Genomic DNA, 24,780 nt, shown 5'->3' on the forward strand with positions numbered 1-24,780 from the left:
TTCCATTCATGTTGCTCAATATTATATATTTGGGGGGAAACACACCATGTCAGCCAAGAAGATGCGTTCCGATATGATCAAAAAAGGTTTTGACCGTGCACCGCACCGGAGTTTGCTCCGCGCAGCGGGCGTTAAAGAAGAGGATTTCGGCAAGCCATTTATTGCCGTATGTAACTCTTACATCGATATCGTGCCCGGCCACGTTCACCTGCAGGAATTCGGTAAAATTGTAAAGGATGCTATTCGTGAAGCCGGTGGCGTTCCATTCGAATTCAACACCATCGGTGTAGATGACGGAATTGCCATGGGACACATTGGTATGCGTTACTCGCTGCCAAGCCGTGACATTATCGCGGATTCCGTGGAAACCGTTGTATCTGCACACTGGTTCGACGGCATGGTATGTATCCCGAACTGCGATAAAATTACACCCGGCATGATGATGGGTGCACTCCGCTGTAATATCCCTACCGTGTTTGTCAGCGGTGGACCGATGAAAGCCGGTCGTGACAGCAATGGTAAAGCTCTCTCCCTGACCTCTGTATTTGAAGGCGTAGGTGCTTACCAAGCCGGTAAAATCGATGATAAGAGCTTGCTTGAACTTGAACAGTTCGGCTGTCCAACATGTGGATCATGTTCCGGTATGTTTACTGCAAACTCCATGAACTGTCTGGCTGAAGCGATGGGACTGGCTATGCCAGGTAACGGAACCATCCTGGCTGTTGCTCCTGAGCGTCGTGAGTTTGTTAAACAATCTGCTAAACAACTGATGGAACTTATTAAAATGGATCTAAAACCACGTGATATCGTTACTGTAGAAGCGATCGATAATGCGTTTGCACTGGATATGGCGATGGGCGGATCTACGAATACAGTACTGCACACGCTGGCACTGGCTCATGAAGCGGGCATCGAGTATCCAATCGAGCGCATCAATGAAGTAGCTAACCGCGTTCCGCATCTGGCGAAACTTGCACCTGCTTCCGATCTTCACATCGAAGACGTTCACAATGCAGGCGGCGTAAGCGCAGTGCTGAACGAATTGCTCAAGAAACCAGGCGCTATTCATGGTGACTGCATTACGGTAACGGGTAAAACGATCCGTGAGAACGTTGAAGGAAAAGAAATTCAGGATACAAATGTCATTCACCACCTGGATAACCCGCATTCCGAAAAAGGCGGCCTGGCTGTATTGTTTGGTAACCTTGCACCACAAGGCGCTATCATCAAAGTTGGTGCAGTTGATGCTTCGGTTGGTGGATACCACAAAGGTCCTGCCATCTGCTTTGACTCCCAAGAGCAAGCGCTCGAAGGCATTGCTAACGGCAAAGTAAAAGAAGGACATGTTGTCGTTATCCGCTATGAAGGACCAAAAGGCGGACCAGGTATGCCTGAGATGCTGGCTCCAACTTCCCAGATCGTAGGTATGGGATTGGGTGCCAAAGTTGGTCTGATCACCGATGGACGCTTCTCCGGCGCATCCCGCGGAATCAGTATCGGACATATCTCTCCGGAAGCAGCTGAAGGTGGTCCAATCGCCTTTGTTGAAGAAGGGGACATCATCGAGCTGGATCTGAACAACCGTATCATCGAATTGCACATCAGTGACGAAGAGTTTGAACGTCGTCGCGCTGGTTGGAAAGGCTTTGAACCGAAAGTGAAAACCGGTTACCTGGCTCGTTATTCCAAACTGGTTACCAATGCAAGCAACGGTGGCGTACTGAGTATCTAATTCACGCGATCCTTTACTTGAACCTAAAGGAAACTGGCAAATTAATAAAGGGTTGCTCTTCTGCCAAATTTGGCGAAGGGCAACCCTTTTCTTTTATTAGTTCCGCTCTGGAATTATTTCTTTTTCGATCACAAGTGAACCTTCTCTGGACTCTTCTGCCGTTGCTGCCACCATCATCGTATGCTGACCATAACGTTCCAACAGTATCTCCAGCGGCATGGCAATCATCTTGGGTACCAACTGTTCTGTACGTTGTTTCAGACGTTTAGTCCCCGCCGGATGAATTACACTTAATAATAGCTTCAAGTATACTTTGGAAGCCGCACTGAAAGGTCCGGGAGGCAACTCCCGAATGGTAAATCCGAACTTTTCCGGACCTCTGTTAATCATGCTCACACCATATATAGCCTTGGCAGAACGTAGTTCAGGGTCAAGTGTTACCATACGCGCCAAATCCGGCAATTGTTGTTCCATGGTGCGGATCATGCGAATAGCCAAATGCATACTAGAGCGTGATGTCACTCCAAGTTCGAACAATTTCTGATTGTCAAAATGCAGTTCAATTACCGGATCTCCGTTTTGAATGACATGGCCGTCATTCATCTCCACTCGCGCTCCGTGATATACACGAGATCGGAAGTGCAGCATCGGATCTTCTGGCGAAGCCGTCCGTAGATGGTATACCCAGTGGAACAACTTCTCCCAACCCAACCACAAGGCAACAACGATTCGTTTCCATCGCTTCAACGGTGTCTGTGGTTGATTCTTGTTCTGAGCTTCGCTCACTGTAACACCTCCCATCAACGTATCGACGCGTACACTTTGCAGACCTAACCGTTCGGCCTCCTGCAAGACGACATCCAGCGCCTGAAGCATCTGCTCCGGCGCGTGTGCATCAGCACCGAGGGTTGTTCCTCGATCATGCAGCAGCATGACCTCTCCGCCTCTTAGTTCCTTCAGCATCCGTTCGGTCAATCTTTGGGCACCCACTCGGCTTCTCCAGTCCTCAAACATGGAAGACCACAGTACAATCTTTCGCTCTTTCTTACTGAAAAAATCAAACAGATTCATAATTCCCCAAGGTGGACGATAATAACAAGTCTTCACTCCGGTTACTTCATGGATAATCTGACCTGTTCGCTGGATCTGGTTACGAACAGTACGAGGCCGCATGAGCCAGTTCGTTTTGTGAATATAATTATGAATGCCAATAAGATGACCTTCCTCATGTATCCGCTGAATGAGTTCCGGATGACTCGCCGCATGCTCTCCAACGACGAAGAATGTTGCTTTCGCTCGATGCTGACGGAGCAGATCAAGCAGTCGTGGTGTATAGTACGGATCAGGCCCATCGTCAAAGGTTAAGGCAAACTGTGTATCACTTCTCCCCCGTCTGAACACACGAAAACCGAAAAGCCTGCTAATCAAACTTGGAATAAAGGCGTAAAAAGATGATAGATACAATAACCACAGTAAAATACTATGAAGTATCGTTGTCATGTTGCGAGCTCCCCACTTCTCATGCTGAATTACGGTGCACAATGGCACTATCTAAAATAAACCGCCTTTAATTTTATCATAATTCAGACTTTTCTTGAATCCTGTTTTCCCAAAAAGTTAGCTATCGTGTACAATAAATACATTCTAATGATTGCCTTCAAAGGAGCCATGTCCATGCTGCCGCTTTACAAAAAATACGGGCGCACCGTCTTCGATATCGCGTTACTCGTATTAACCGTGTATGTGATAATGTACAGTTTCAGTCAATTATATCAATTGGCTGCGCCAGTTTTTCTCTCATTCATCGTATATTGGATGATCGAACCACTTGCCAAATTTTTACATCGCAAAGGATTACCCAAGACGCTTGGAGCAGCCATCTCCGTCTTGTTGTTTCTTGCATTGATTGTCGCTGCATTTTTTGGGGTAGGCTTAATTATCATTTCACAAATTTCCAATCTTCAAGATAATTTCCCCGTGTACATTGAAATGATACAGCGTGAATTCACCAATCTGGTGCTGTTCATTCAAGACAAGTCAGATGCTCTCCCTGATGGGATTATGGAAAAAGTGAACGAATATTTTGCAACACTTACCGGCTTCCTGTCCAAATGGGTAACCAGTGGAGCACAGTTCGTCGTCGGCTTCCTCAGTTCATTCTCTTCGTTTATTACGAACTTCGGAATTGCGATTATTTTGGCATTCTTTCTCAGTATCGAGATCGAATCCTGGCGCAAGTTTGCCCGTGCAAAAACGCCAAAAACATTAAAGTTAGCTATCGAATTCATGCGAAATCACGTGTTCAAGACGATCCGCTCGTATCTGAAGGCACAGATGATCATGATGCTCATTACGTTCGTATTGATTTATGCAGGTTTGTTGATTTTGGGAACCTCCAACGCATTTACGATTGCAGCCATCTGCGCGGTCTTCGATCTGGTACCGTTGCTTGGCGTTCCTGTTGTATTCATTCCATGGATCGTCTACTTGTTCATTATAGGCAATAGTAGCCTGGCCATCGGCCTGATTGTAATTCTGGTAGTCACGATGTTGACACGACAATTGCTGGAACCTAAAATATCGGGGAACTCGATCGGTGTATCTTCGGCATACTTGATGCTTTCGTTTATGCTGATTTCCCTTTCGATCTTCGGTCTCGCCGGTGTTGTGTTATCCCCAGTGCTCCTGATCCTTCTGAAAGAACTGTTACAACAAGGGTACCTGCAAAAGTGGATTCACCTGCCCAAAGATGAATTTGAGTCTTCTCCACTAGTCATGGACCCACCCGTAAATACAGCCTCAGCCCATTCTGCCGAGTCAACGGTACAACCTCCCGTTCCTGGGAAGAATCACGAAGACTCAGCCAAATAGTCCATGACTTTCCTGAATACAGCCGTAGCCTGATGATGGCTGTCAGGCGAGACGTTCTGGACAAGCACAGCCACTGCATACTTGGGGTGTTCTATCGGTCCATAACCAATGAACCATTGGTTGTTGCGTTTTTCCCCATTTTTCTGTACCTGGGCGGTACCCGATTTCCCTGCAACATGCCATCGTGCACGCTGCAGGGATTTTCCTGTGCCCTCACGAACTACCTTATCCATCCAGGACAGCAGTGTATGTGCCGTTGCGGGAGCAATCTGTCCTGATGCTGAAGGCGAATCATGCAAAGGCATCTTCAGCATGGTGCCACCATCGGCATACCGGATTCGCTCAACAAGACGCGGGGCACTAACCTTCCCATCATGCAACAATGTCACGATCAGATTCGCGGCTTGTAAAGGTGTGACCAAGACATCTCGCTGACCGATTGCTGTCTGTATTTTGGCGCCTTCATCCGTCGATGAAACTGCTTCTGTTCTGACTCGCCCGTGATCTTCATGATCAAAGTGCCGCAGCACCGGCATTCCTGCCAGCTGCTCACCCTCCCAGCCAATCGGACGCGCGAGTCCCAGACGATCTGCCGTCTGCTCCAGTTGCTCCATACTAAGCCTGCGTGCCGTTTCTGCAAATACGATGTTACAAGACTCTGCGAATCCTTGCTCCAGATTCAAGTCCCCATGCCCATGCTCCTTCCAGCAGGACAGTCCATACTTTCTATATTCGCCACCACAATGGAACTCTTCTCCATTAGCAACCGCATGATACTCCAAAGCGGCAGCGGCAGTGACAATTTTAAAAATGGAACCTGGTACGGCTCCCTGTACTGCACGATTCCCCCAGGCTGATTGTATGGGGTCCACATGTTGCGGCTGATAGAAAGGGCGGGATATCATGGCACGAACATCTGCGTTAGCGACATCCAGTACAACAACAGCCCCTTCTTGTAATCCAGACTCTTCTGTCAGCTGCTCCAACCCACGCTGTAACTTGCCATCCACAGTAGTTTCCACACGTAAAGGATAATGACTATTGGCTGGTGCGATGACGCGCGGCTGGATCTCGGGAATAATCTCTCCACCGCCCGAGACCATACGGGACACAAGCGTAGGGCCAATTCCTCTTAACAAGGGTTCAAGTGTTCTCTCCAGGCCAGCTGCCCCTGATTTCATGGCAAAAGGCTGTCTTACCTCATCCTGATGTCCAGATTGTCCTTCGGAAGGTTCAGGCTGTTCTGCCACATAACCAAGCCACTGCATTCCCGTGTGCCCATGGAGGTACCTTGTCATCATCGGATATATACCCACGCCTTGCAGATGCAGACCACGTAAACGCTTAATCTGAGCCTCGGACAAATGAACAGGCTGATGTGAACCTGCTGTCCAGAAATGAGGTGTATTCTCCTGATTCCATTCCTTCTTCAATTGATCCAGATCTGTATGTAATATAGCGGTCAACTCTGTCAACTCGGAGCCTTCTAATGCCCCATACTTGCGTAATTTCTCTAATGGACCTGCTTGTGGAAAAAGAATCAATCCCCATTGCAGCTTACCGGTCAATGCCTCGCCGTTGTAATCCGTAAATTGTCCCCGCCCTGAATCAAGCATCACACCGCGTTCACGCTGCAATACAGACATTTCACGTACTGTTCGGTGAAATCCAGGCATCGTCTGATTCACCTGAACGATCTGAACCCATCCCAATCGCAATATAAGCAACCCAAAGATAAGGGTTAGAACAATACAAGCTATATAAATCCGCCGTTTTGCAAGGAGATGCATCCAAATCTCACCTTTTGTCGTTTTGACATATTATTGCTGATAAGGCTTGGAATTATCCGGTAAACCTAAAGAAAACCTGTCCCATGTGCGGGACAGGTTCTCCTCATTTCAGCCTTGGCTTGTTACACCGTAAAGCGTGACAATGTTTCTTTCAGTTCAGTGGACACGTTCTCCAGTTTGCCAGACAGATTAACCAGCTGGTTACTGATATTTTGCTGTTCACTGCTCAGTGAAGCTACTTCTTGGGACGTTGCAGAAGATTCTTCAGCTACTGCGCTGACGTTGCTCATGGCTTCGGACAATGTACTCTGAGATTTGTTCAAATCTCCAATCGATCCCGTCACCATACCTAGACGTTCCACAAATGCACCCATCTGCTCCTGTACGGAAGCAAATATGACGTTGGTATCTTTAACAGCATCCATTTGTTCCTTGAATAATGGGTACGCTGCCGACAAAGCATCAACCGTCTCATTCATTTCCGTCATGATTTTGTCTGTAATCTCTCCAACCATCTCAATGGATTGTCTGGATTGAGCCGCCAGCTGACGTACCTCATCAGCCACCACCATGAAACCGCGTCCAGCCGCACCAGCACGTGCTGCCTCAATGGTCGCATTGAGGGATAGGATATTGGTTTGTTTCGTTATGTTTTGCAGCACTTCAAGCACTTTCAGAACAGAAGATGTACTCTCTTTCAGCGAATCAACCTTATTCACCAGTGCACCAATCATTTCTTCTGTCTTCTGGGTTTTGGTCATTAACTGATTCAGATGTTGTGTTCCTGTCTGACTGGACTTCTCTACGTGACGAGCAGAATCACCCATCTGTTCATTGGCAGCGATTACACTCTCCATCTGACGAGAGATATTATCCGTCAATTCATTGCCACGTTCTGCTTCAGTTGCCAGACTGCCTGCACCACCTGCAATCTCTTCTGTGGCTACGGCGATCTCAGAAGCAGATACGGCTGTTTTCTTGGATGCACTGCTCAGTTCGGAGGCCGTATCCAATACTTCCTGTGCAGAACGATTGGTTTGTTCAACCAGCTTCGTGATCTGCTCCATCATCAGATTGAATGCCGATGAGAGCTGACCAATTTCATCTTTGGAGCTATACGGGGTACGAACTTTAAGATTACCTTTCGCACCTTCCTGCATCAGATCTTTCAATTTGCCGAGTGGACGAGCGATCATACGCACCATCCAGATCCCGATCAATACTGCAATACCTGCATCAATCAGCGCCATCCACAGTGTCAGGGTCAGAATACCTTTCGCATCCTGAACCAAAACAGAGGTAGGTATCATACCAACCAGTTTCCAATTGGATGTATCCATCGTGCTGTATACAGCCAGCATTTCAGTAGATTCATCATCCACCGTATACTCCGTATTCGTGCTACCCGCTGGTTCAGTCAGCTCTTTAACAAATGCAAGCTCTGTATCTTGTCCGGTACGATCCGGGATGGAGGATGCAACCACTTTATTATCCGGAGCAATCAGTTGAAGAACAGCTCCTGGACCCAGATCAAGCGATTTCAATTGTTCCTCCAGCACTTCCAGTTTCAGTTCAATAACCAGAACATACGACTGGGTCGTTCCCTGCAGGTTTTTCATTGAACGTGCAATTTTAAACGTTGGGGTTGAGCCATCTTCCTTGACCTCTGTTGGAAGCCAGCGATAACCGCCCGCCTCAATCAACTCACTGTACCATGCTTCCTGGCGAATGTTGCCCATGGATGAACTGTTGCTACCTGTACCCATAATGGACTTTGTATCGTCCGTAGGTACCAAATAAATCGCTTCCATAGATTTATTTGTAAATGCAACATTGGACAGTTGCTTGTTGATTGAACTTGAGTTTATGAATGTATCATACGCAGTCAGATTTTGATCTGACATTTTTTGTAGCAAGGACTGCATTTCCGGATCAAAGAAAATCTGTGTGGATGTGTCCACAAATCTCTCCAAAATGATGTCCATTTTTTGTTTGGTCTGATCAATCGTCTCCTGATTGGCTCGTGAGGCATTGGTCTCAATCGTACCCTTGGCTTTCGAATAGGATAATAGACCCAAACTCACTACAAAAATCATTATTCCCGCAAAGAAGATCAAGAACAGTTTAACCCCTACGGATTTAACCGGATTTGCCTTCTTAATCTGTTCAAAAGAAGCCCCCCCAAAGTTTTTCCAATCCCGGTTTTTCAATTGTTTCTTCACCCAATCGGTCTTGATCCAGCCCAACTTGAGCTTACTGCGGTCAATCTTAAACAATCTTTTGCCACTACCTGTCGTTCCACTTTTAGCTACTTTTTCTTTCTTCACTTTCTGAACCTTCTCAGGGTTAACCTGCTCGGCTTTTGTCACTTGTTCCCCACTGTCTTTCTGCTTCTTTTGAACCAATCCCATTCACCTGCCAGTAATTTACTTGTTGGATTTTCTTTCTCTCCCCTATAAATATGTAGTATTCGACAGCTTTCCTCTTTCCCCTTTCACTTCCCAGAAATATTTTACAACTTTATTCCTATTTTTCTATAAAAAAAAGACCCCCTTATGCCGATAAACGGAGGTCCAAATGTAAATTTTATAACACTATTTTGTTAAATCATAATACAATATTGACACATTGTAGGTATTTAAGCCTACTTCTTTTTTCTCATCATATCGAAGTACGAAACCGGTTGATCTACCTTCATTTTAATCAGTTGCAACGGGTGACGGGCAGCATCGAGAACATTGCCTTCCTCATCCTGTATTTCACCGACGACCTGTTTGAAAAAGTGACCTCCCGGACCGAAAAATTCAATTTCCTGTCCTGGTTTGAAGTGATTGCGCTGTTGAATGGTCGCCATTCCTGTTTCAGCATCATACCCCATGACCAAGCCAGCGAAGTCAAAAGGTACGGCCTTTTCTTCCGGTTCATAGATATGATCTTCATGGTCTGGTGTATCATAGAAAAATCCGGTATTGAGCGGACGATTTGCCGCTTTGTTCATTTCTTCAACCCACTCAGGCTTCAGAACATAATTTTCCGGGTCAGCCATATAGGCATCAATCGCTTGACGGTATACGTTAACCACGGTAGCCACGTAGTGGATCGATTTCATACGGCCTTCGATCTTGAAACTGTCCACGCCCACATCAATTAACTCTGGGATATGACCAATCATACACAGATCCTTCGATCCCATGGAGAATGAATTATCCTGTTCCTGGAACAGGGGAAGCTGGTTCTCACCCAGTTTGAAAGGCGCAGGTGCCTGCATCTGCATGTCCTCTTCGCTGACCCACACAGTATCTTCTCTCGCATCCTCGAACAGATCGTACTTCCAGCGACAAGACTGGCAACAGCCACCCCGGTTGGAGTCCCGATCCGTAAAGTGATTGGAGAGCACACAACGTCCGGAATACGATGAACACATCGCTCCGTGAATAAAGGCTTCAATTTCGATATCCACATTCGCCTTGATCTCTTCAATCTCTTCGAAGCTGGTTTCACGTCCGAGAACCACACGCGGAAGGCCTTCATCTTTCCAGAACTTCACAGCTTGCCAGTTGAGTGTGGATTGTTGGGTACTCAGATGTACCTCAAGGCCCGGCACAGCACGAAGAGCTACTTCAATAATAGCTGGATCGGCTACAATAATCGCGGAGATTCCCGCATTGTACAGGTTTTGCAGGTACGTTTCGATACCTTCAACATCCTCATTATGTGCATAGATGTTCGTTGCTACGAACACTTTGGCTCCATACTTTTTGGCAAACTCCACACCTTCACGCATCTCTTCAAAGCTAAAGTTATCTGCGTTGGAACGCAGTCCATAGGCCTGTCCACCGATATATACGGCATCTGCACCGTAATGGATCGCAAATTTCAGTTTTTCCAGATTACCCGCCGGAGCTAGCAGCTCCGGTTTGTCCAGACGGTTACGTTTACCCGAGAACTTCCGCTGTACCGCCACTGTTTCCATTCTGTTCACCTCGTCTATTAATACACTTGTTCTTTATAGAAAAATCCAAACGACAATTCCCGTTCAGGGTCCTGTAATTTCCGTACTTCATCCAACCACTCTTCAGAGAACGCATATGCATCGGCATCAGCTACATAACTGTCAATCGCTGCCCGGTATGCACGCACAACCGCTTCATTGTAGGCAAGCGATTTTAACATGCCTTCAATTTTGAAACTGTGCACGCCCGCCTCCATCAACAGATGAAGATCTTCGAGGATACATATGTCTTCCGAGCTCATAATGTGCGTGCCGTTAATGTCCTCATAGATCGGGAATTTTTCATCCCGACGTTCAGCCTCGATCAGGAACAATCCACGTTCTTTACCCAGATGTCCCTCGACTGGCCGTCCTTGATGGGCCATATAACTTTGCACCAGACTGCGCTTGGAATGATAAATATTCGTCATGCCGTGCACCTGAACCTGAGCTTCCACCTTCAAAAAAGGAACCATTTCCGTCAACTCGTCCATATTCAGCTCACGGGCAAGCACAACACGACTAGCTCCCTTGGTTCCCCAATAGTTGGCTGTCGCATAGTTCGTTGAAGTCATCTCCGCGTTCCAGTGCAGCTTCACATGTGGCGCGTATTCCTTCATGGTAGCCAGCACAGATGGGTCATTAAACTCCACACCATCAACACCGATTTTGCCCAAAGCCTGAACATATTCAGGCAATTCTTTCAACAGCTCGTTGGACATCAGATTAGTCATGGATACATAAACACGCGCTTGGTATTTGGCAGCGATGTTTACCACCTCTGCTGTCTCTTCCACGCTGAAGCTGCCTGGAAGACGCATGCCGAATCGATCATCTCCAATAACCAGAGCATCTGCTCCAGCCTGGAGCAGCACTTCTGCCTCTTTCACATTCGCTGCTGTAACGAGCAGTTCATGTTTCTTACTCATATAATCCCCTCCGCTTATTGCGCAGCCTTACTTTTGGCTATATTTTGCTGATGTTCCTTATACGTTTTGGCAAACAGATGTCCAGACGAACCATCCTTTTTCGTCACATAGAACAGATACTCCGAAGCCTCCGGATTAAGCGCTGCCTCGATGGACGGAAGACTTGGACTGGCTATTGGACCTGGTGGTAAGCCTTTGTTCAGATACGTATTGTAGGGACTTTGCACCTTCAGATCTTTGAAAAACAATCGCTCCTTCGGCTTGTCGAGCAGATATTGCACGGTAGCATCAATCTCCAGCTTCATATCCTGATTGATCCGATTGTAGATTACACCTGCAACCAGAGCACGTTCCTCGTCCACTACAACTTCTTTCTCCACGAGTGACGCAATCGTCAGCAGTTCATGCAGGGAAAGGTTCTTTTCCTGGAGCTTGGCTTCCAAATCAGGAATGGAATTAATCTTAGTCTGGAATTCTTCCAGCATCCGTTGCATCACATCATGCGTGGAACTTCCCTTTTTCAGCTCGTACGTCTCCGGGAATAGATACCCTTCCAATACGTAGCGAAGTTCTTCATCCACTGGAATATCTTTGATGATATCTACATCAAAGGCCGAAGGATCATTGGCCAGCTTGATGAATTCATCCCGATCTACAACATGCTCATAAGAAAGCTTACCCGCCATTTGCAGAACGTTATAACCCTCCGGAATCGTAAATTTCACCATTTCCTCCGGTACAACTTCGCCACTACTCAGCTTGCTAACAATCTCATCATATGTCACGCCAGGATTCATAGAATATGTACCCGCCATGAAATTAGAACCTAGTTTTTTCCACTTTAAATACCCTTTAAACGTTAACCCGCTTCGAATGAGGCCTTCTTCTTGAAGCTGATCCGCGATTTTCGAAGTTCCCGATCCGCTCTTAATCTCGAATACGACCGGTTCTGTAGAAGCTTCCACGGGACGCATCATACTCCATACGTAACCGCCTGCGCCTCCGGCAAGAACTACAATGATAAGCAGTATGACTACTATTGCTTTCCCTTTCAAAAAAGAAACAACTCCTTTACACAACCAAAAAGAGCGGACTTCTCCGCCCTCCCGGTTTCTTCAATTTGAAGCTGATTAATCTTCGTCAATGGGGAGTGTACATTCATCATACAGTTCCGAAATGTTCTCCCACTCATCATCATCGTCGATCGTAACTAACTCTGGCATGATCTGGTCTTCACTTCCAGGTGATACCCGCAGAAGTTCAACCTCGTCATAAGGTCGCAACGAACTGCGGAGCACCGCGTACTGCTGACCGTTCACTTCGAACTCAGCCAACAAGTCATACGGTTGTGATTTACCGTTCTCTTCCTCGAGCTCAACATGAGCACCGAATGCCAGACGCAGTGAATCTGTCCATTTCAGGTCTTTGCGGCTATATTCCGTCATTTAGTTCGCTTCCTCTTCATCTTCTGCAAGAAATGTATTAAACGTCTCCTCGACGATATCCCACTCGGCATCATCTTGGATGACGAAAAGTTTGATATCGTCGCCCTCTTCTTCATAACGGAATGCATATACATCCGTTTCGCCATCTTCAGGTTCAACCGGAGCAACCATCATGTACTTGGCCTCCGAACCGTCTACTTCGAACTTCATGATGACTTCGAATTCCTCTTCATTACCCTCGTCATCCGCAATGTAAATAATTTCCGCTTCTTCTTCCATACCCAGTTGATCTTCAGCCATTGTTGATCCCCCTCACCTTCTACTATTGGCATCCAAATAATTTTGCAAAATCAAGCTTGCGGCCATTTTGTCCACAACCTGCTTGCGTTTTTTCCGACTGACATCCGCTTCAATCAGCGTACGTTCTGCTGCCATGGTTGTCAGCCGTTCATCCCAAAGGTGAACAGGTAAATTCAGTTCGCCCCGCAGGCGTTCGGCAAAAGCAATACATATCTCACCGCGCGGTCCTACGGTGCCGTTCATGTTTTTGGGAAGTCCGACTACGATCTCACTAATCTCGTGCTCACGCACAAGATCGGCAATCCGAGCGAACTCGCCTTCATCACGGCGGCGTTCAAGCACTTCCAATCCCTGGGCAGTCCAACCGAAGGCGTCACTCGCGGCAACCCCGATTCTTCGGTCCCCATAGTCCAAACCTAATATTTTCATCCATGCTCTCCCATCCTCAAGCCTGCTCAGGTCGATGATTAATCGCCTTCTCAAGCTTCAGGCTGTCTTCTGTCGGTTCATTTCCCGCTGCCTGCATAGCTGCAACACAGCGGAAGCGGCGTACATTACCGGTGATTGGCCAGATAGGAACGTACAAGCTCTTCAATCAGCTCATCGCGCTCCTTTTTACGGACCAGACTACGTGCGTTGTTGTGACGAGGAATGTATGCCGGGTCTCCGGAAATCAGATACCCAACAATCTGGTTGATCGGATTATAATCCTTATCGACCAATGCATCATAAACCGTGAGAAGAATCTCTTTGGATGATGCTTCCTGTTCGTCACCTTTCACATTAAATTTAACCGTCTTATCCATGGAGTCCATTGATGACACCTCGCTCCTGCATGAACATGGGGACCATGTCCTGCCGAATTGATTTCTGTTTATATAATAACATATTCTGACTGCCACAAGTAAACAAAGGATAAGGCAATTGTGTTTTTTGCTTGTCCTTTACTGGCTAACCAGTGAAACCGCCAGTTTCAGTGCTTCATCCAGCTTGGATGCGTCCTTACCACCGGCTTGTGCCATATCTGGACGTCCACCACCGCCACCGCCGCATACTGCCGCGACTTCCTTGACGATTTTGCCTGCGTGCAGACCTTGTTTTACTTGTTCAGCAGGTACAGCTACTACAAAATTCACTTTGCCATCGGCTGCGGCACCCAATACGAGTACAGCATTAGGCAATTTGATTTTCAACTCATCTGCCACCGTGCGAAGCGCGTCCATGTTCGGAGCATCTACGCGTGCTGCCAGCAATTGTGTATTTCCTGCTTGTACCACTTGATCGGTCAGTTGACCTGCTTCCATGGCACTGAGTTTGCTTTGCAGGGATTCGGTCTCTCTGGCTGCTTCTTTCAGTTGTTGGTTCAGTCCTTCAATCCGTTTAGGCACATCAGCAACATTCGCTTTGAGCAACGTTGCTGATTGCTTGAGCAGTTCCAACTGGCTTTCCACATACAGATATGCGCCACGACCAGTTACAGCTTCGATCCGGCGCACGCCGGAGCCAATTCCGCTCTCGCTCACCAGTTTGAAGATTCCGATCTCTGAAGTATTATTTACGTGACAGCCGCCACAAAGTTCCAAACTGTAGTCTCCAACTTGAACGACACGCACAATATCTCCATATTTTTCACCAAACAGGGCCATCGCACCCATTTCTTTCGCTTCATCAATAGCTTTCAGCTCGATGTTCACATTCAGACGATTCCAGATCTGTTCATTCACCTGGCGCTCAATCTCTGTCAACTCTTCCGGCGTAATGCTGCCGAAGTGAGAGAAGTCAAACCGCAGACGCTGTGGCTCAACGAGCGATCCCGCCTGATTTACGTGAGTTCCGAGCACATCTTTGAGTGCTTTGTGCAGCAAGTGGGTAGCTGTATGGTTTTTGATAATGTCACCACGTTTGGCTGCATCTACTTCAGCACGGATAACTTCACCCACACGCAATTCACCGGACTCTACCGTCACCAGATGAACGTGTTGTCCCTGCGGAGCTTTGAACAAACCTTGTACTTTCGCTGTCACACCAGCTCCAAGCAGCAAGCCCTGGTCACTCACTTGACCGCCACTTTCTGCGTAGAACGGAGTCTTGTCCAGAACAACCTGGCACGTCTGTCCTTCGCCTACAGTATCAACAAGGGCGTCACCTGCAACGATGGCTACCACTTTTGCTTCCGTCAACAGGTCAGTATAACCAACAAACTCACTTTTAACCTCCAGATCGGCAAGTGGCCCGCCTTGAACTTTCATGCTCTCGTTCTCTTGACGCCCAGCACGTCCAAGCTCACGTTGTTTCTGCATGGAAGCGTCAAAACCTTCACGATCCACAGTCAGACCATGCTCTGCGGCATAATCTTCTGTCAGGTCAAACGGGAAACCGTACGTATCATACAGTTTGAAAGCTTCAGGTCCGCTAATAACCGTGCGTCCTTCGGATTTGGCAGTGCCGCTGATATCAGCCAGAATAGCCAGACCATCCGTGAGTGTTTCGTGGAAACGCTCTTCCTCGGTTTTGATCACTTTAGCGATGAACTCTTGCTTTTCTACTACCTCAGGGTAGTACATGCCCATTACTTCACCAACGGTTGTTGTCAGTTCATACAAGAATGGACGGTCAAGTCCAAGTACTTTTCCATAACGAACTGCACGACGGAGCAAACGACGGATGACATATCCACGTCCTTCATTACTTGGCAGAACGCCATCACCCACTGCAAAAGCAACCGTACGGATATGATCGGCAATGACTTTCAGTGCAACATCAATCTCGACGCTGTCGTTATATTTCACACCCGCAAGAGCGGCTGTTCTCTGAATCATCGGTTGGAACAAGTCTGTGTCGAAGTTGGAATCCACATTTTGCAGAATGGAAGCAAAACGTTCCAAACCAGCACCTGTATCAATATTTTTGTTAGGAAGCGGTGTGTAGCTACCATCTTTGTTATGGTTGAACTGGGAGAATACCAGGTTCCACACTTCCAGATAACGTTCGTTTTCCCCACCTGGGTACATCTCGGGATCACTCATGTCGTTTCCATAAGCTTCGCCGCGGTCATAGAAGATCTCGGTACAAGGTCCACATGGGCCTTCGCCGATATCCCAGAAGTTCTCATCCAATTTGATGATACGCTCCGCAGGCAGTCCCACTTTTTCATTCCACAGTTTGAAAGCTTCTTCATCTTCCGGATATACCGTAACAGATAGGCGTTCCGGATCGAAACCGATCCACTCTTTGCTGGTCAGGAACTCCCATGCCCATGTAACGGTCTCTTCCTTGAAGTAATCTCCAATGGAGAAGTTGCCGAGCATTTCGAAGAACGTATGGTGACGGCGCGTTTTGCCGACATTTTCAATATCATTGGTACGGATACATTTTTGAGAGTTCGCAAGGCGCGGGTTCTCTGGTTTCTCACGTCCGTCAAAATATGGTTTTAGTGGTGCCATACCTGCATTGATCCACAGAAGAGAAGGATCGTTGTGAGGCACGAGCGATGCGCTCGGCTCAATTTTGTGACCTTTACTTGCAAAAAACTCTATCCATTTGGACCGGATTTCACTGGCTTTCATACTGGATGCCCCCATTAAATTATAATAGTCCGTTGCGTATTCGCTCCGGTTGGTCAACATTGCTTTTGTAAAAATAAACACAAAAAACGCCCCTGAATAATCAGGGACGATGTTATCGCGGTACCACCCTGGTTATTGCTGTTCATCCCTTGCTGCCCGGATCAACAAACAATCTCCTCGTTAATGCGAAATAACGGTCGCTCCCGGCAGGGTTGTCCTGCACTCCGAAATTAGCTTTCCGCCGCTTCATCTTTCAAGACTCTTCCAGCCTTCGATTCAGGCACACCCTGATCCGAAGAAGTCTATTCTCTGAGGAAAGGAACCCTCGGCGTACTTTATTTCATCATCGATTTCATGTTCTAAACATACACACTCATTATATCGGTAGCACAAGCGGGTGTCAACGCGGCCTCCTTGATGTTTTGACCCTACTATTTAGTCGGTCCTTCGTTTGATGTAATAGGCGAAAAAGTGCTGCACAATGACCTTCAGGACGGCAAAAACGGGCACCGCCAGAATCAGACCTACAATGCCTGCCAATTCGCCTCCGACGAGCAGCGCAAATATAATCGACAGTGGATGCAGATGCAACGTACGTCCCACCACCTGAGGAGAAATAACGTTGCTCTCCAGCACTTGGCACAGTGTATTCACAATGACAACGAGCAGCACCATTTTAAACGATACCGTCGATGCCATGACCACGGCGGGGGCAGCGCCAAGGAACGGCCCAAGATAGGGCACAATGTTAAATACAGCCACAATACTCGCAAGCAGCAAGGCATACGGCATATCAATGACGATATAACCAATGTAGGCAAAGATACCGACAATGACACAGACAATAAACTGTCCTCGTATGTAGTTTCCCAGCGCAGTATCAATCTCTTTCATCACTGATACAATTGATTTACGACGTGAACGCGGAAGATACGCCACAATAGTGCGCTCAAATACCTCAAAATCTTTTAACATATAAAAGATCAGAAAAGGAACGATAAACACATTAAATAACACATTAATGGTCGCCCCGATATTGTCCATGAGCACGGCAATTCCCTGAGTTAGTCGATCCTCCATCTGAAAGAACCAGCTGTTCATGCCCGTTCGGACACTTGGCGGCATTAATTTGTGATCCATATTGTTCATCAGACTCTGGGCACGCATGGACAGCTCCGGCATATGTTCGTTGAGTTCTTCCAGCTGTTCAATCAATACCGGAATGACATTCATGAGAATGACACCGATACAGGTCAGGAAAAAGGCATATATGAGCAATACCGCGATCGTACGCGGCACCTTTCGCCCTCCCAGCATGCTGACAATCGGATTGAGTACATAGGATATGATAAGGGCTACGATAAAGGGGGCCAGCACTGTTTTCAGGAAAGCATATATGTGAAGCAGTAAAGGCCGCAGCAGCCATATAAAATACAGAATGATCAACCCGAGCAGCAGCCAGATCGCGTAACGGAACAGCTTGTGTTTAGTTAATTGCTCCACGTGCATCCCTCCTTTTGGACTGGCTCTGAGAGTCAGTATATGTAGGAAAGGTAATATTTATTAACACAACGCAGAAGTGGAAAGCAGCAACCCTCACATTTTCTCTTGAACCCAAAAAAACGCCTCCTTCATCAGAGAAGGAAGCGCATCTTGCGGTCCGGAGTAGCATATAATCAACCATGTCTCTCCCGAACCATTATGTAACCGCATCTATATACATCTGCCAACAATGGATGACAGCATTCCATGACAGACATTGTCAAGAAACCGCATATAGAGGAAGTTATCCTGCTTATTAAGAAGAAGCGTGAAGATGAGGGAAGTCTTGCGGCAGCTCGTCCCCGAAAAAGAGATCATCCAGGGAACTCAGCGTACCGTCTTCTTCCACCTGATATACAGACATTTTCTCACCGTTCACCGTTAATTCAATAAAGCATCCCCAGCAATAAAACTGGTGGGAACCAATTTTCCCGATATCTTTGGAACTACAGTTTGGACATTTCATATTCATTCACCTATCCATTAACAGAATGAATGGCATTTTCCAAGCGTTGTTCACTCAGCGGCGGCACCATAATGGCACTTTCCCCGATGGACATATCACTTGTACATGGCAGCCATTTACGGCCCTCGATCAGATCGGACACAAAACCGTCCGTAATTTCAATCCCTATTATTGTATTTCCCAACTCTTGGTCAAAATAAACATCAGAGACACGTCCAAGCAGCAAACCTTCTTCGGTGAGCACGGACATCTCCTTCAATTTAGACCGACCGAGGAGGTACGTGTATTTTATGTCGTCGGCTCCCGTCTTGCGGACAGCCTGTTGATTACGGATCATGACGGCATCCTCGCCGTAGGCAACGATGTCTTGCCACTGCACGATTTTGACATGATTGGTAAACAGGCCTTTGTTCTCAAGTTCAATGCCTTCAATCTGCCAATCATCATTCACAATGAAATCCTGGATTTTACCGACCTGCTTCCCGTCCTCAACATCAAAAACGGCAAGTCCGATCATTTCCTGAAGCTTCATCGTTGGGTCCCCCTCATCTTCTTATCATTAAATAGGCGCGGCGCTATTGCTAGGTATGCCCAAAGTTGATGAGTGGCAATCAGACGCCGATCATCAAAACCGCTTCTATCCAACCGATGAAATGGAACTTCTTCCCTCCTTCTGTTCCATGTGTAAAGTTCCCCTTAGGGTCTATTACGCAGTCGTCCAAGAATGGTTCCAATTTTTTCGGCGGTTATCATGATTTCTTCCGTAGTATTACCCAATCCCCAGCTGAATCGAATCGCAGAGTGTAAAAAAGTCTCAGGCAGATCCATCGCTTTGAGTACATGAGATACTTCAAGCGAACCGGAAGTGCAGGCCGAACCGCTTGCAACAGCGATCCCTTCCATATCCAGATTCATTAACATCGTCTCTGTGGATACTTCCGGAAAGCTGATATTCAGGATGTTAGGCAGCGTATACTCCGGATGCCCGTTCACATGAAAGTGCTCCGTCCCCACATGAATTTTGAGCTGTTCCAACAGAAGTTTCCGTAATTCCAGATCATGCTGACGATGCGCTTCCGTATGTGCTGAAGCAATTTTGAGGGCCTCGGCAAATCCGACAATGCCAGCTATATTCTCTGTACCCGCGCGCCGCTGACGCTCTTGCAGCCCACCATGAGCTCTAGCTTCCAGCACAATCCCTCGCCGTACATAGAGTGCACCCACGCCCTGAGGTCCATTGATTTTATGTGCAGAGAAGCTGATCAGATCCACAGGCAGTTCTTTACAGGAAATATTCTGACTGCCCAGAGCCTGAACCGCGTCGGTATGGAACAGAATATCATGCTGACGGGCAAGCTCACCCACCTCGCGTATAGGCTGAATCGTGCCCACTTCGTTGTTGGCATACATCATGGTAATCAGCACCGTATCCGGTCGAATAGCCTCTCGCAGCTCATCCAGACTTATTCGTCCATAACGATCAACAGATAGATAAGTTACTTCGTAGCCTTGACGCTCCAATTCCTGACACGTATGCAAAACAGCATGGTGCTCAATTGCTGTCGTAATGACGTGTTTCCCTTTGTGCTGTCTTGTTGAGACTGCTCCAAAGATTGCCAGATTATCGCTCTCCGTGCCTCCTCCGGTAAATACCAATTCGTCCGGGAAACAGCCCAAAGACGCCGCAATGACATCCCTTGCTCCGCTGACGGTCCGTTTGGCTTCACGCCCAAAGGCATGGATACTTGATGCGTTGCCATATTGCCCTGTCATGACGTTCATCATCGCTTCTGCGACTTGTGGATGCATAGGTGTCGATGCGGCGTGATCCAAATAAATTCGTTTCATTTATCTTCACCCCGTTATATGTTAAATTATCTTATTGTTACGGAATATGTTTCAAAGTCTCATATGCTAATCAACCGCAAGCCATCGTGTAAACATATGTTAAGTCATGGATAAAGCCCCCAAATGGGGGCTCAAGTATGTTACCATGTCATGCTCATCGCAGTCATTGTTAGATATAAAACATGTAGCTATCTTTTTTGTCCTGATCCTGGAAGGTAATCAGGTCTTTCAGTGTTGTGGAATCCAACACTTCGGCAATGCCGTCACGAATACGCAACCACAGATCACGCTTCGCCGGATCATCTTCCTCTGTGAAGTCTACTGGAGAGATGGGCCCTTCCAGTACACGGATCACATCGCCTGCAGTCACGGTTGCAGGATCACCTGCAAGGATATAACCGCCGTAAGCACCTCTAATGCTCTTAACCAGTCCTGCATTGCGCAGTGGAGCGATCAATTGCTCCAGGTAATGTTCAGAGAGCTGGTTGCGCTCAGCAATGCTTTTAAGTGATGTAGGGCCTTCGCCTGTTCTGGCAGCCAGCTCCATCATGATCGTGAGGCCGTAACGGCCTTTTGTCGATATTTTCAAAGGAGTCACCTCTTTCAATTTTCAGAAACGATTGGAAACTTTATATTTTATCCTGTGGTCCATAACCGTCTGGTTCACAGTCTGTCCACAGCAGAGATTCATAGAACTAAGCTTTAACCTTCTAATCCTCCGTATTCCGATCATAACCCTCAGCTAATGTTAACATATCTGCATGCTTTATGGTAAAGAAAGATTGACGATATTCCAAAATGTGCGTCTGTGGTGGACACTATCCAAAATTGGCCGGGTGTATCGTATCTTGAGTCCGGTTATGCTAGAATAAGAAACGAAACACATTTATATATAGAAATGGTGATAACGATGTCCAAAACAATTGAAAATACACGGGTCGTCGTTGGCATGTCCGGAGGTGTCGATTCTTCCGTTACCGCACTGCTGCTGAAAGAGCAGGGGTACGATGTCATCGGCATTTTCATGAAAAACTGGGATGACACTGACGAGTTCGGCCACTGTACCGCTGAAGAAGATTCAGAGGATGTACGCCGCGTGTGTGAACAGATCGGCATTCCTTACTACACTGTCAACTTCGAGAAAGAATATTTTGATAAAGTATTTACCTATTTCCTTGATGAATATAAGTCGGGTCGTACGCCAAATCCAGATGTCATGTGTAATCGTGAGATCAAATTTGGTGAATTCCTGAACAAAGCTCTGGATCTCGGCGCAGATTATGTAGCTACAGGACACTACGCTCGTCTGATTGAAGAAGATGGTACGTTCAAGCTGCTGCGCGGCGTGGACAGCAACAAGGATCAGACGTATTTCCTTAATGCACTCAATCAGAACCAGTTGTCCAAAGCCATGTTCCCGATTGGTCACCTGCCCAAACCGGAAGTACGCAAAATTGCAGAAGCCGCTGGCTTGTATACCGCAAAGAAAAAAGACAGTACAGGTGTCTGCTTCATCGGCGAACGCAACTTCAAAGAGTTCCTGAGTAACTATCTGCCTGCCAAAGGCGGAGACATGGTTGATATCGCGACTGGTGAAGTCAAAGGCCGCCATGACGGTCTGATGTACTACACACTTGGACAGCGTCAAGGTCTTGGCATTGGTGGTTCCGGCAATGGTGAGCCCTGGTTCGTTGCAGACAAGAATCTGGAGAAGAACCAACTGCTTGTTGTTCAGGGTGATGCCCACGCAAGTCTGTACTCCACAGGTCTAACCGCAACGGGTGTGAACTGGATTGCTGGTGCAGAGCACATGCCTAATGTGCCATTCCGTTGTACAGCCAAATTCCGCTATCGTCAGCCGGATCAAGGTGTTACATTGACCTGGCAGGAAGATGGAAGTGTGGATGTACAATTTGATCAGCAACAAAAAGCCATTACGCCAGGACAAGCCGTTGTTTTCTACGACGGAGAGGTATGCCTCGGCGGAGGTACGATCGATCAAGTGCAAAAAGTACCTGTACCCGCAATGCAGTAATAGAGCTTGTCCATTAAAATGCGGATTATACACAATACCGTGTATCCCTATTAAAAAAGCCGTCTTTCATGTATACCATGAAGGATGGCTTTTTTCCTGCTTTTCTTTGCAAAAAAAATAAAATTAGTTCGTTATGCAGTCAACCAGACTCCTGCCAAGGAGGCCAGCACCCCGACTACAACGGAACTTACAACGTAGAGCGCCGCTCTGGCGTATCGTTGTCGACCCATAAGTCCTACCGTCTCATAGCCAAAGGTCGAAAATGTGGTGTATGCACCACAGAATCCGGTTCCCCAGATCACCCAGACCCCATCTGAGACCATTGCTGATTGATGCCACCCATATAACAGCCCAAGCAGAAGTGAACCACTGATATTGATAATCCATGTTCCCCACGGAAAAGCCGTTCCCAGTAAGCCAGAGACCCATTTTCCCAGACTATAACGCAGAACCGCGCCCAACACACCTGCAAAACCAATCCATAGGATCATAAGGCATCACCCTCTTGGCTTCGTGATCCCAACGTACGCTGTCCAAGACTCATTCCCAGCGCACAGAGCAACAACCCTGCCAACAGACTTACGATCATATAAATCGCGGCTTTGACCCATTCTCCACTTTCGGATAAACGAACAATATCCAGTGTAAACGTGGAGAATGTCGTAAATGCGCCAGTAAAACCTGTGCCAATCGCAAGTCGAAGTTGTGGTGATATTTTTCCTGGAACAGCGATGGTAAAGAACCAACCCAAAAAAAGGCTGCCAATCGCATTGATTAGCAGCACCGCCCAAGGAAAGCCTACATGAGCAGCTGGTATCCCTAACTGTATGGCATATCGGGTCAATGTGCCGAGAAATCCACCTGCTCCTATATATATAATCTCTTTCATGTCATGTGCATCTCCCGAGTGATCTATCTGATCTTACAATTCCCTGCGTCGTTGTTGGTTCAGCCTAATCTTCGATTCGTTCCCCTGCTCCGTGGCCTCATAGAATACTCTGCGTGAGAGCTGCTTTGGTAAGTATTCCTGTTTCACATAATGCCCTGGATAGTTATGTGGATATTGATAGCCCTCATGTCCCAGTTTTACGGCACCTGAGTAATGTGTATCTCGCAAGTGAAGCGGAACTTCTGCCGATTTCACCTCATCAATGGCGTTCATGGCTTTGGATATGGCGGTGTACACCGCATTGGATTTTGGACTTTCCACTGCGAACAGAATCGCTTGTGCGATGTTCAGCTTGGCTTCGGGCCAGCCGTTATTCCGATAAGCATCAAGTGCTCCAATCGCCTGAGTCATGGCTTGCGGGTTCGCAAGTCCAATATCTTCACTGCTCGCTGCAATCAGACGCCGAATAAAGGTCATCGGGTCCATGCCGAGCTTCTCCACCGCGTATAGAAACCAGAACAGCGCAGCATCACTGGAACCCCGGATACTCTTGTGAAATGCAGACAGCACATCATACTGTGTGGATTCATCCGCCTTCACAATCGGTCGCCGAATAGACTCTTCTGCCACACCAAGCGTAATATGAATGGATCCATCCTTCTCCGGTGGCGTGGTCAACGCAGCCAGTTCAAGCGCGTTAAGCGCACGCCGAATATCCCCGTTGGCCATCGTAGCAATATGTTCAAGCGCCTCATCGTCCGCCTGCAGCTCCATGAACCCCAGACCTTTGTCCGCATCGCTCAATGCTCTGCGCATTGCAATAAGGGAATGCTCCTTGTTCAACGATTCCAGCTGGAACAGGGTGGAGCGACTCATCAAGGCTCCATTGACATAATGAAAGGGATTCTCTGTTGTCGCGCCGATAAAAATAATCGTGCCCTTCTCTACCGCTGGCAATAACGCGTCCTGACGTGAACTGTTAAACCGATGTACCTCATCGAGGAACAGAATAGTTTTCGTTCCATACAGCTGTTTGTTCGTTTGGGCCTGTTCAATGACTTCACGCACATCCTTGACGGAAGCTTCCACTGCATTCAGGCGAACGAACTGTCCTTGTGTTTGCTGAGAAATAATATGTGCCAGGGTTGTCTTGCCGCATCCAGGAGGGCCGTATAACAAAATGGACGAGATCTGATCAGCCTCGATGGCGCGCCGCAGTAATTTTCCCGGTCCAATGATATGTTCCTGTCCAATATATTCATCCAGGTGCTCTGGCCGCATGCGGTCCGCAAGCAATCTAGCTTGTGGCTTTGAATCCTGTTGAAACGAAAATAAATCCATTGCTCATCACTTCCTTAACGGATTGCCTTGACTTG

At 47.3% G+C, this 24,780-nt stretch carries 23 protein-coding genes; 3 read left to right on the top strand and 20 right to left on the bottom strand.

Annotated features, from left to right (window positions below):
• The first annotated feature begins 46 nt into the window (after positions 1-46).
• Positions 47-1,732 (top strand): dihydroxy-acid dehydratase, encoded by a 1,686-nt coding sequence (ilvD, locus tag FS628_RS17765; RefSeq protein ID WP_074096200.1) that lies wholly within the window; start codon positions 47-49, stop codon positions 1,730-1,732.
• 96 nt (positions 1,733-1,828) lie between these two features.
• Here ilvD and FS628_RS17770 read toward each other — a convergent pair whose 3' ends face one another.
• A complete protein-coding gene (locus tag FS628_RS17770) occupies positions 1,829-3,232 on the bottom strand; it encodes a polysaccharide deacetylase family protein (RefSeq protein WP_145323963.1) in 1,404 nt (467 codons plus the stop codon).
• A gap of 174 nt (positions 3,233-3,406) precedes the next feature.
• Here FS628_RS17770 and FS628_RS17775 point away from each other — a divergent pair, with 174 nt between their 5' ends.
• The gene (locus FS628_RS17775) at positions 3,407-4,603 is read left to right on the top strand and encodes an AI-2E family transporter (protein WP_145323965.1); all 1,197 of its coding nucleotides are present in this window, start codon (positions 3,407-3,409) and stop codon (positions 4,601-4,603) included.
• Here FS628_RS17775 and FS628_RS17780 read toward each other — a convergent pair.
• The 16 genes from FS628_RS17780 to cymR form a co-directional block, all read right to left on the bottom strand.
• Positions 4,582-6,321, bottom strand: a complete 1,740-nt coding sequence (locus FS628_RS17780; protein WP_313958615.1) for a peptidoglycan D,D-transpeptidase FtsI family protein — start codon at positions 6,319-6,321, stop codon at positions 4,582-4,584. The two genes, FS628_RS17775 and FS628_RS17780, sit on opposite strands and share 22 nt — an antisense overlap.
• Positions 6,322-6,515: 194 nt before the next feature.
• Positions 6,516-8,804, bottom strand: a complete 2,289-nt coding sequence (locus tag FS628_RS17785) for a methyl-accepting chemotaxis protein (RefSeq protein ID WP_260871077.1) — start codon at positions 8,802-8,804, stop codon at positions 6,516-6,518.
• Between the two features lie 233 nt (positions 8,805-9,037).
• Entirely contained in the window at positions 9,038-10,366 is a 1,329-nt protein-coding gene (locus FS628_RS17790; protein ID WP_145323969.1) for a peptidase U32 family protein, read from the bottom strand.
• A 17-nt stretch (positions 10,367-10,383) separates the two neighbouring features.
• Positions 10,384-11,313, bottom strand: a complete 930-nt coding sequence (locus FS628_RS17795) for a peptidase U32 family protein (RefSeq protein ID WP_145323971.1) — start codon at positions 11,311-11,313, stop codon at positions 10,384-10,386.
• A 14-nt stretch (positions 11,314-11,327) separates the two neighbouring features.
• Positions 11,328-12,368: an endolytic transglycosylase MltG gene (mltG, locus tag FS628_RS17800; RefSeq protein ID WP_260871078.1), complete on the bottom strand. Its 1,041-nt coding sequence runs from the start codon at positions 12,366-12,368 to the stop codon at positions 11,328-11,330.
• 75 nt (positions 12,369-12,443) lie between these two features.
• Positions 12,444-12,758: a DUF1292 domain-containing protein gene (locus FS628_RS17805; RefSeq protein ID WP_047844066.1), complete on the bottom strand. Its 315-nt coding sequence runs from the start codon at positions 12,756-12,758 to the stop codon at positions 12,444-12,446.
• Positions 12,759-13,058, bottom strand: a complete 300-nt coding sequence (locus FS628_RS17810; RefSeq protein WP_017686820.1) for a DUF1292 domain-containing protein — start codon at positions 13,056-13,058, stop codon at positions 12,759-12,761. It lies immediately after the preceding gene.
• Between the two features lie 12 nt (positions 13,059-13,070).
• The gene (gene ruvX, locus FS628_RS17815) at positions 13,071-13,487 is read right to left on the bottom strand and encodes a Holliday junction resolvase RuvX (RefSeq protein ID WP_145323974.1); all 417 of its coding nucleotides are present in this window, start codon (positions 13,485-13,487) and stop codon (positions 13,071-13,073) included.
• 16 nt (positions 13,488-13,503) lie between these two features.
• Entirely contained in the window at positions 13,504-13,644 is a 141-nt protein-coding gene (locus FS628_RS31410) for a hypothetical protein (RefSeq protein ID WP_222125252.1), read from the bottom strand.
• Positions 13,613-13,873 carry an IreB family regulatory phosphoprotein gene (locus tag FS628_RS17820; RefSeq protein ID WP_017686818.1) on the bottom strand — a complete coding sequence of 87 codons (261 nt, stop codon included), beginning with the start codon at positions 13,871-13,873 and terminating at the stop codon, positions 13,613-13,615. The genes FS628_RS31410 and FS628_RS17820 overlap by 32 nt, the downstream gene beginning before the upstream one ends.
• Positions 13,874-14,002: 129 nt before the next feature.
• Entirely contained in the window at positions 14,003-16,624 is a 2,622-nt protein-coding gene (alaS, locus tag FS628_RS17825; RefSeq protein WP_145323976.1) for an alanine--tRNA ligase, read from the bottom strand.
• 435 nt (positions 16,625-17,059) lie between these two features.
• The gene (locus FS628_RS17830; protein ID WP_145323978.1) at positions 17,060-18,127 is read right to left on the bottom strand and encodes an AI-2E family transporter; all 1,068 of its coding nucleotides are present in this window, start codon (positions 18,125-18,127) and stop codon (positions 17,060-17,062) included.
• 295 nt (positions 18,128-18,422) lie between these two features.
• On the bottom strand, positions 18,423-18,632 hold the full coding sequence (locus FS628_RS17835; protein WP_017686815.1) for a hypothetical protein: 210 nt from the start codon (positions 18,630-18,632) through the stop codon (positions 18,423-18,425).
• 10 nt (positions 18,633-18,642) lie between these two features.
• On the bottom strand, positions 18,643-19,164 hold the full coding sequence (locus tag FS628_RS17840) for a PRC-barrel domain-containing protein (protein ID WP_145323979.1): 522 nt from the start codon (positions 19,162-19,164) through the stop codon (positions 18,643-18,645).
• A 164-nt stretch (positions 19,165-19,328) separates the two neighbouring features.
• Positions 19,329-20,480, bottom strand: coding sequence for a cysteine desulfurase family protein (locus FS628_RS17845; protein ID WP_145323981.1), 1,152 nt, complete (start codon positions 20,478-20,480; stop codon positions 19,329-19,331).
• Between the two features lie 169 nt (positions 20,481-20,649).
• Complete coding sequence (gene cymR, locus FS628_RS17850) at positions 20,650-21,069, bottom strand: cysteine metabolism transcriptional regulator CymR (RefSeq protein ID WP_076212458.1); 420 nt, start codon at positions 21,067-21,069, stop codon at positions 20,650-20,652.
• A gap of 321 nt (positions 21,070-21,390) precedes the next feature.
• Between cymR and mnmA the strand changes: the two genes are divergently transcribed.
• Complete coding sequence (mnmA, locus tag FS628_RS17855) at positions 21,391-22,515, top strand: tRNA 2-thiouridine(34) synthase MnmA (RefSeq protein WP_145323983.1); 1,125 nt, start codon at positions 21,391-21,393, stop codon at positions 22,513-22,515.
• 131 nt (positions 22,516-22,646) lie between these two features.
• Here mnmA and crcB (FS628_RS17860) read toward each other — a convergent pair whose 3' ends face one another.
• From crcB (FS628_RS17860) to FS628_RS17870, 3 genes are read right to left on the bottom strand one after another with little or no spacing between them, the layout of a single operon-like run.
• A complete protein-coding gene (gene crcB / locus FS628_RS17860) occupies positions 22,647-23,006 on the bottom strand; it encodes a fluoride efflux transporter CrcB (RefSeq protein ID WP_145323985.1) in 360 nt (119 codons plus the stop codon).
• Positions 23,003-23,404: a fluoride efflux transporter CrcB gene (gene crcB, locus FS628_RS17865; protein WP_145323987.1), complete on the bottom strand. Its 402-nt coding sequence runs from the start codon at positions 23,402-23,404 to the stop codon at positions 23,003-23,005. The genes crcB (FS628_RS17860) and crcB (FS628_RS17865) overlap by 4 nt, the downstream gene beginning before the upstream one ends.
• A 33-nt stretch (positions 23,405-23,437) precedes the next feature.
• Complete coding sequence (locus FS628_RS17870) at positions 23,438-24,745, bottom strand: replication-associated recombination protein A (protein ID WP_145323989.1); 1,308 nt, start codon at positions 24,743-24,745, stop codon at positions 23,438-23,440.
• Between the last annotated feature and the right edge of the window lie 35 nt (positions 24,746-24,780).

It is taken from the genome of Paenibacillus xylanexedens (assembly GCF_007676705.1).
Taxonomy (GTDB): Bacteria; Bacillota; Bacilli; order Paenibacillales; family Paenibacillaceae; genus Paenibacillus; species Paenibacillus xylanexedens_C.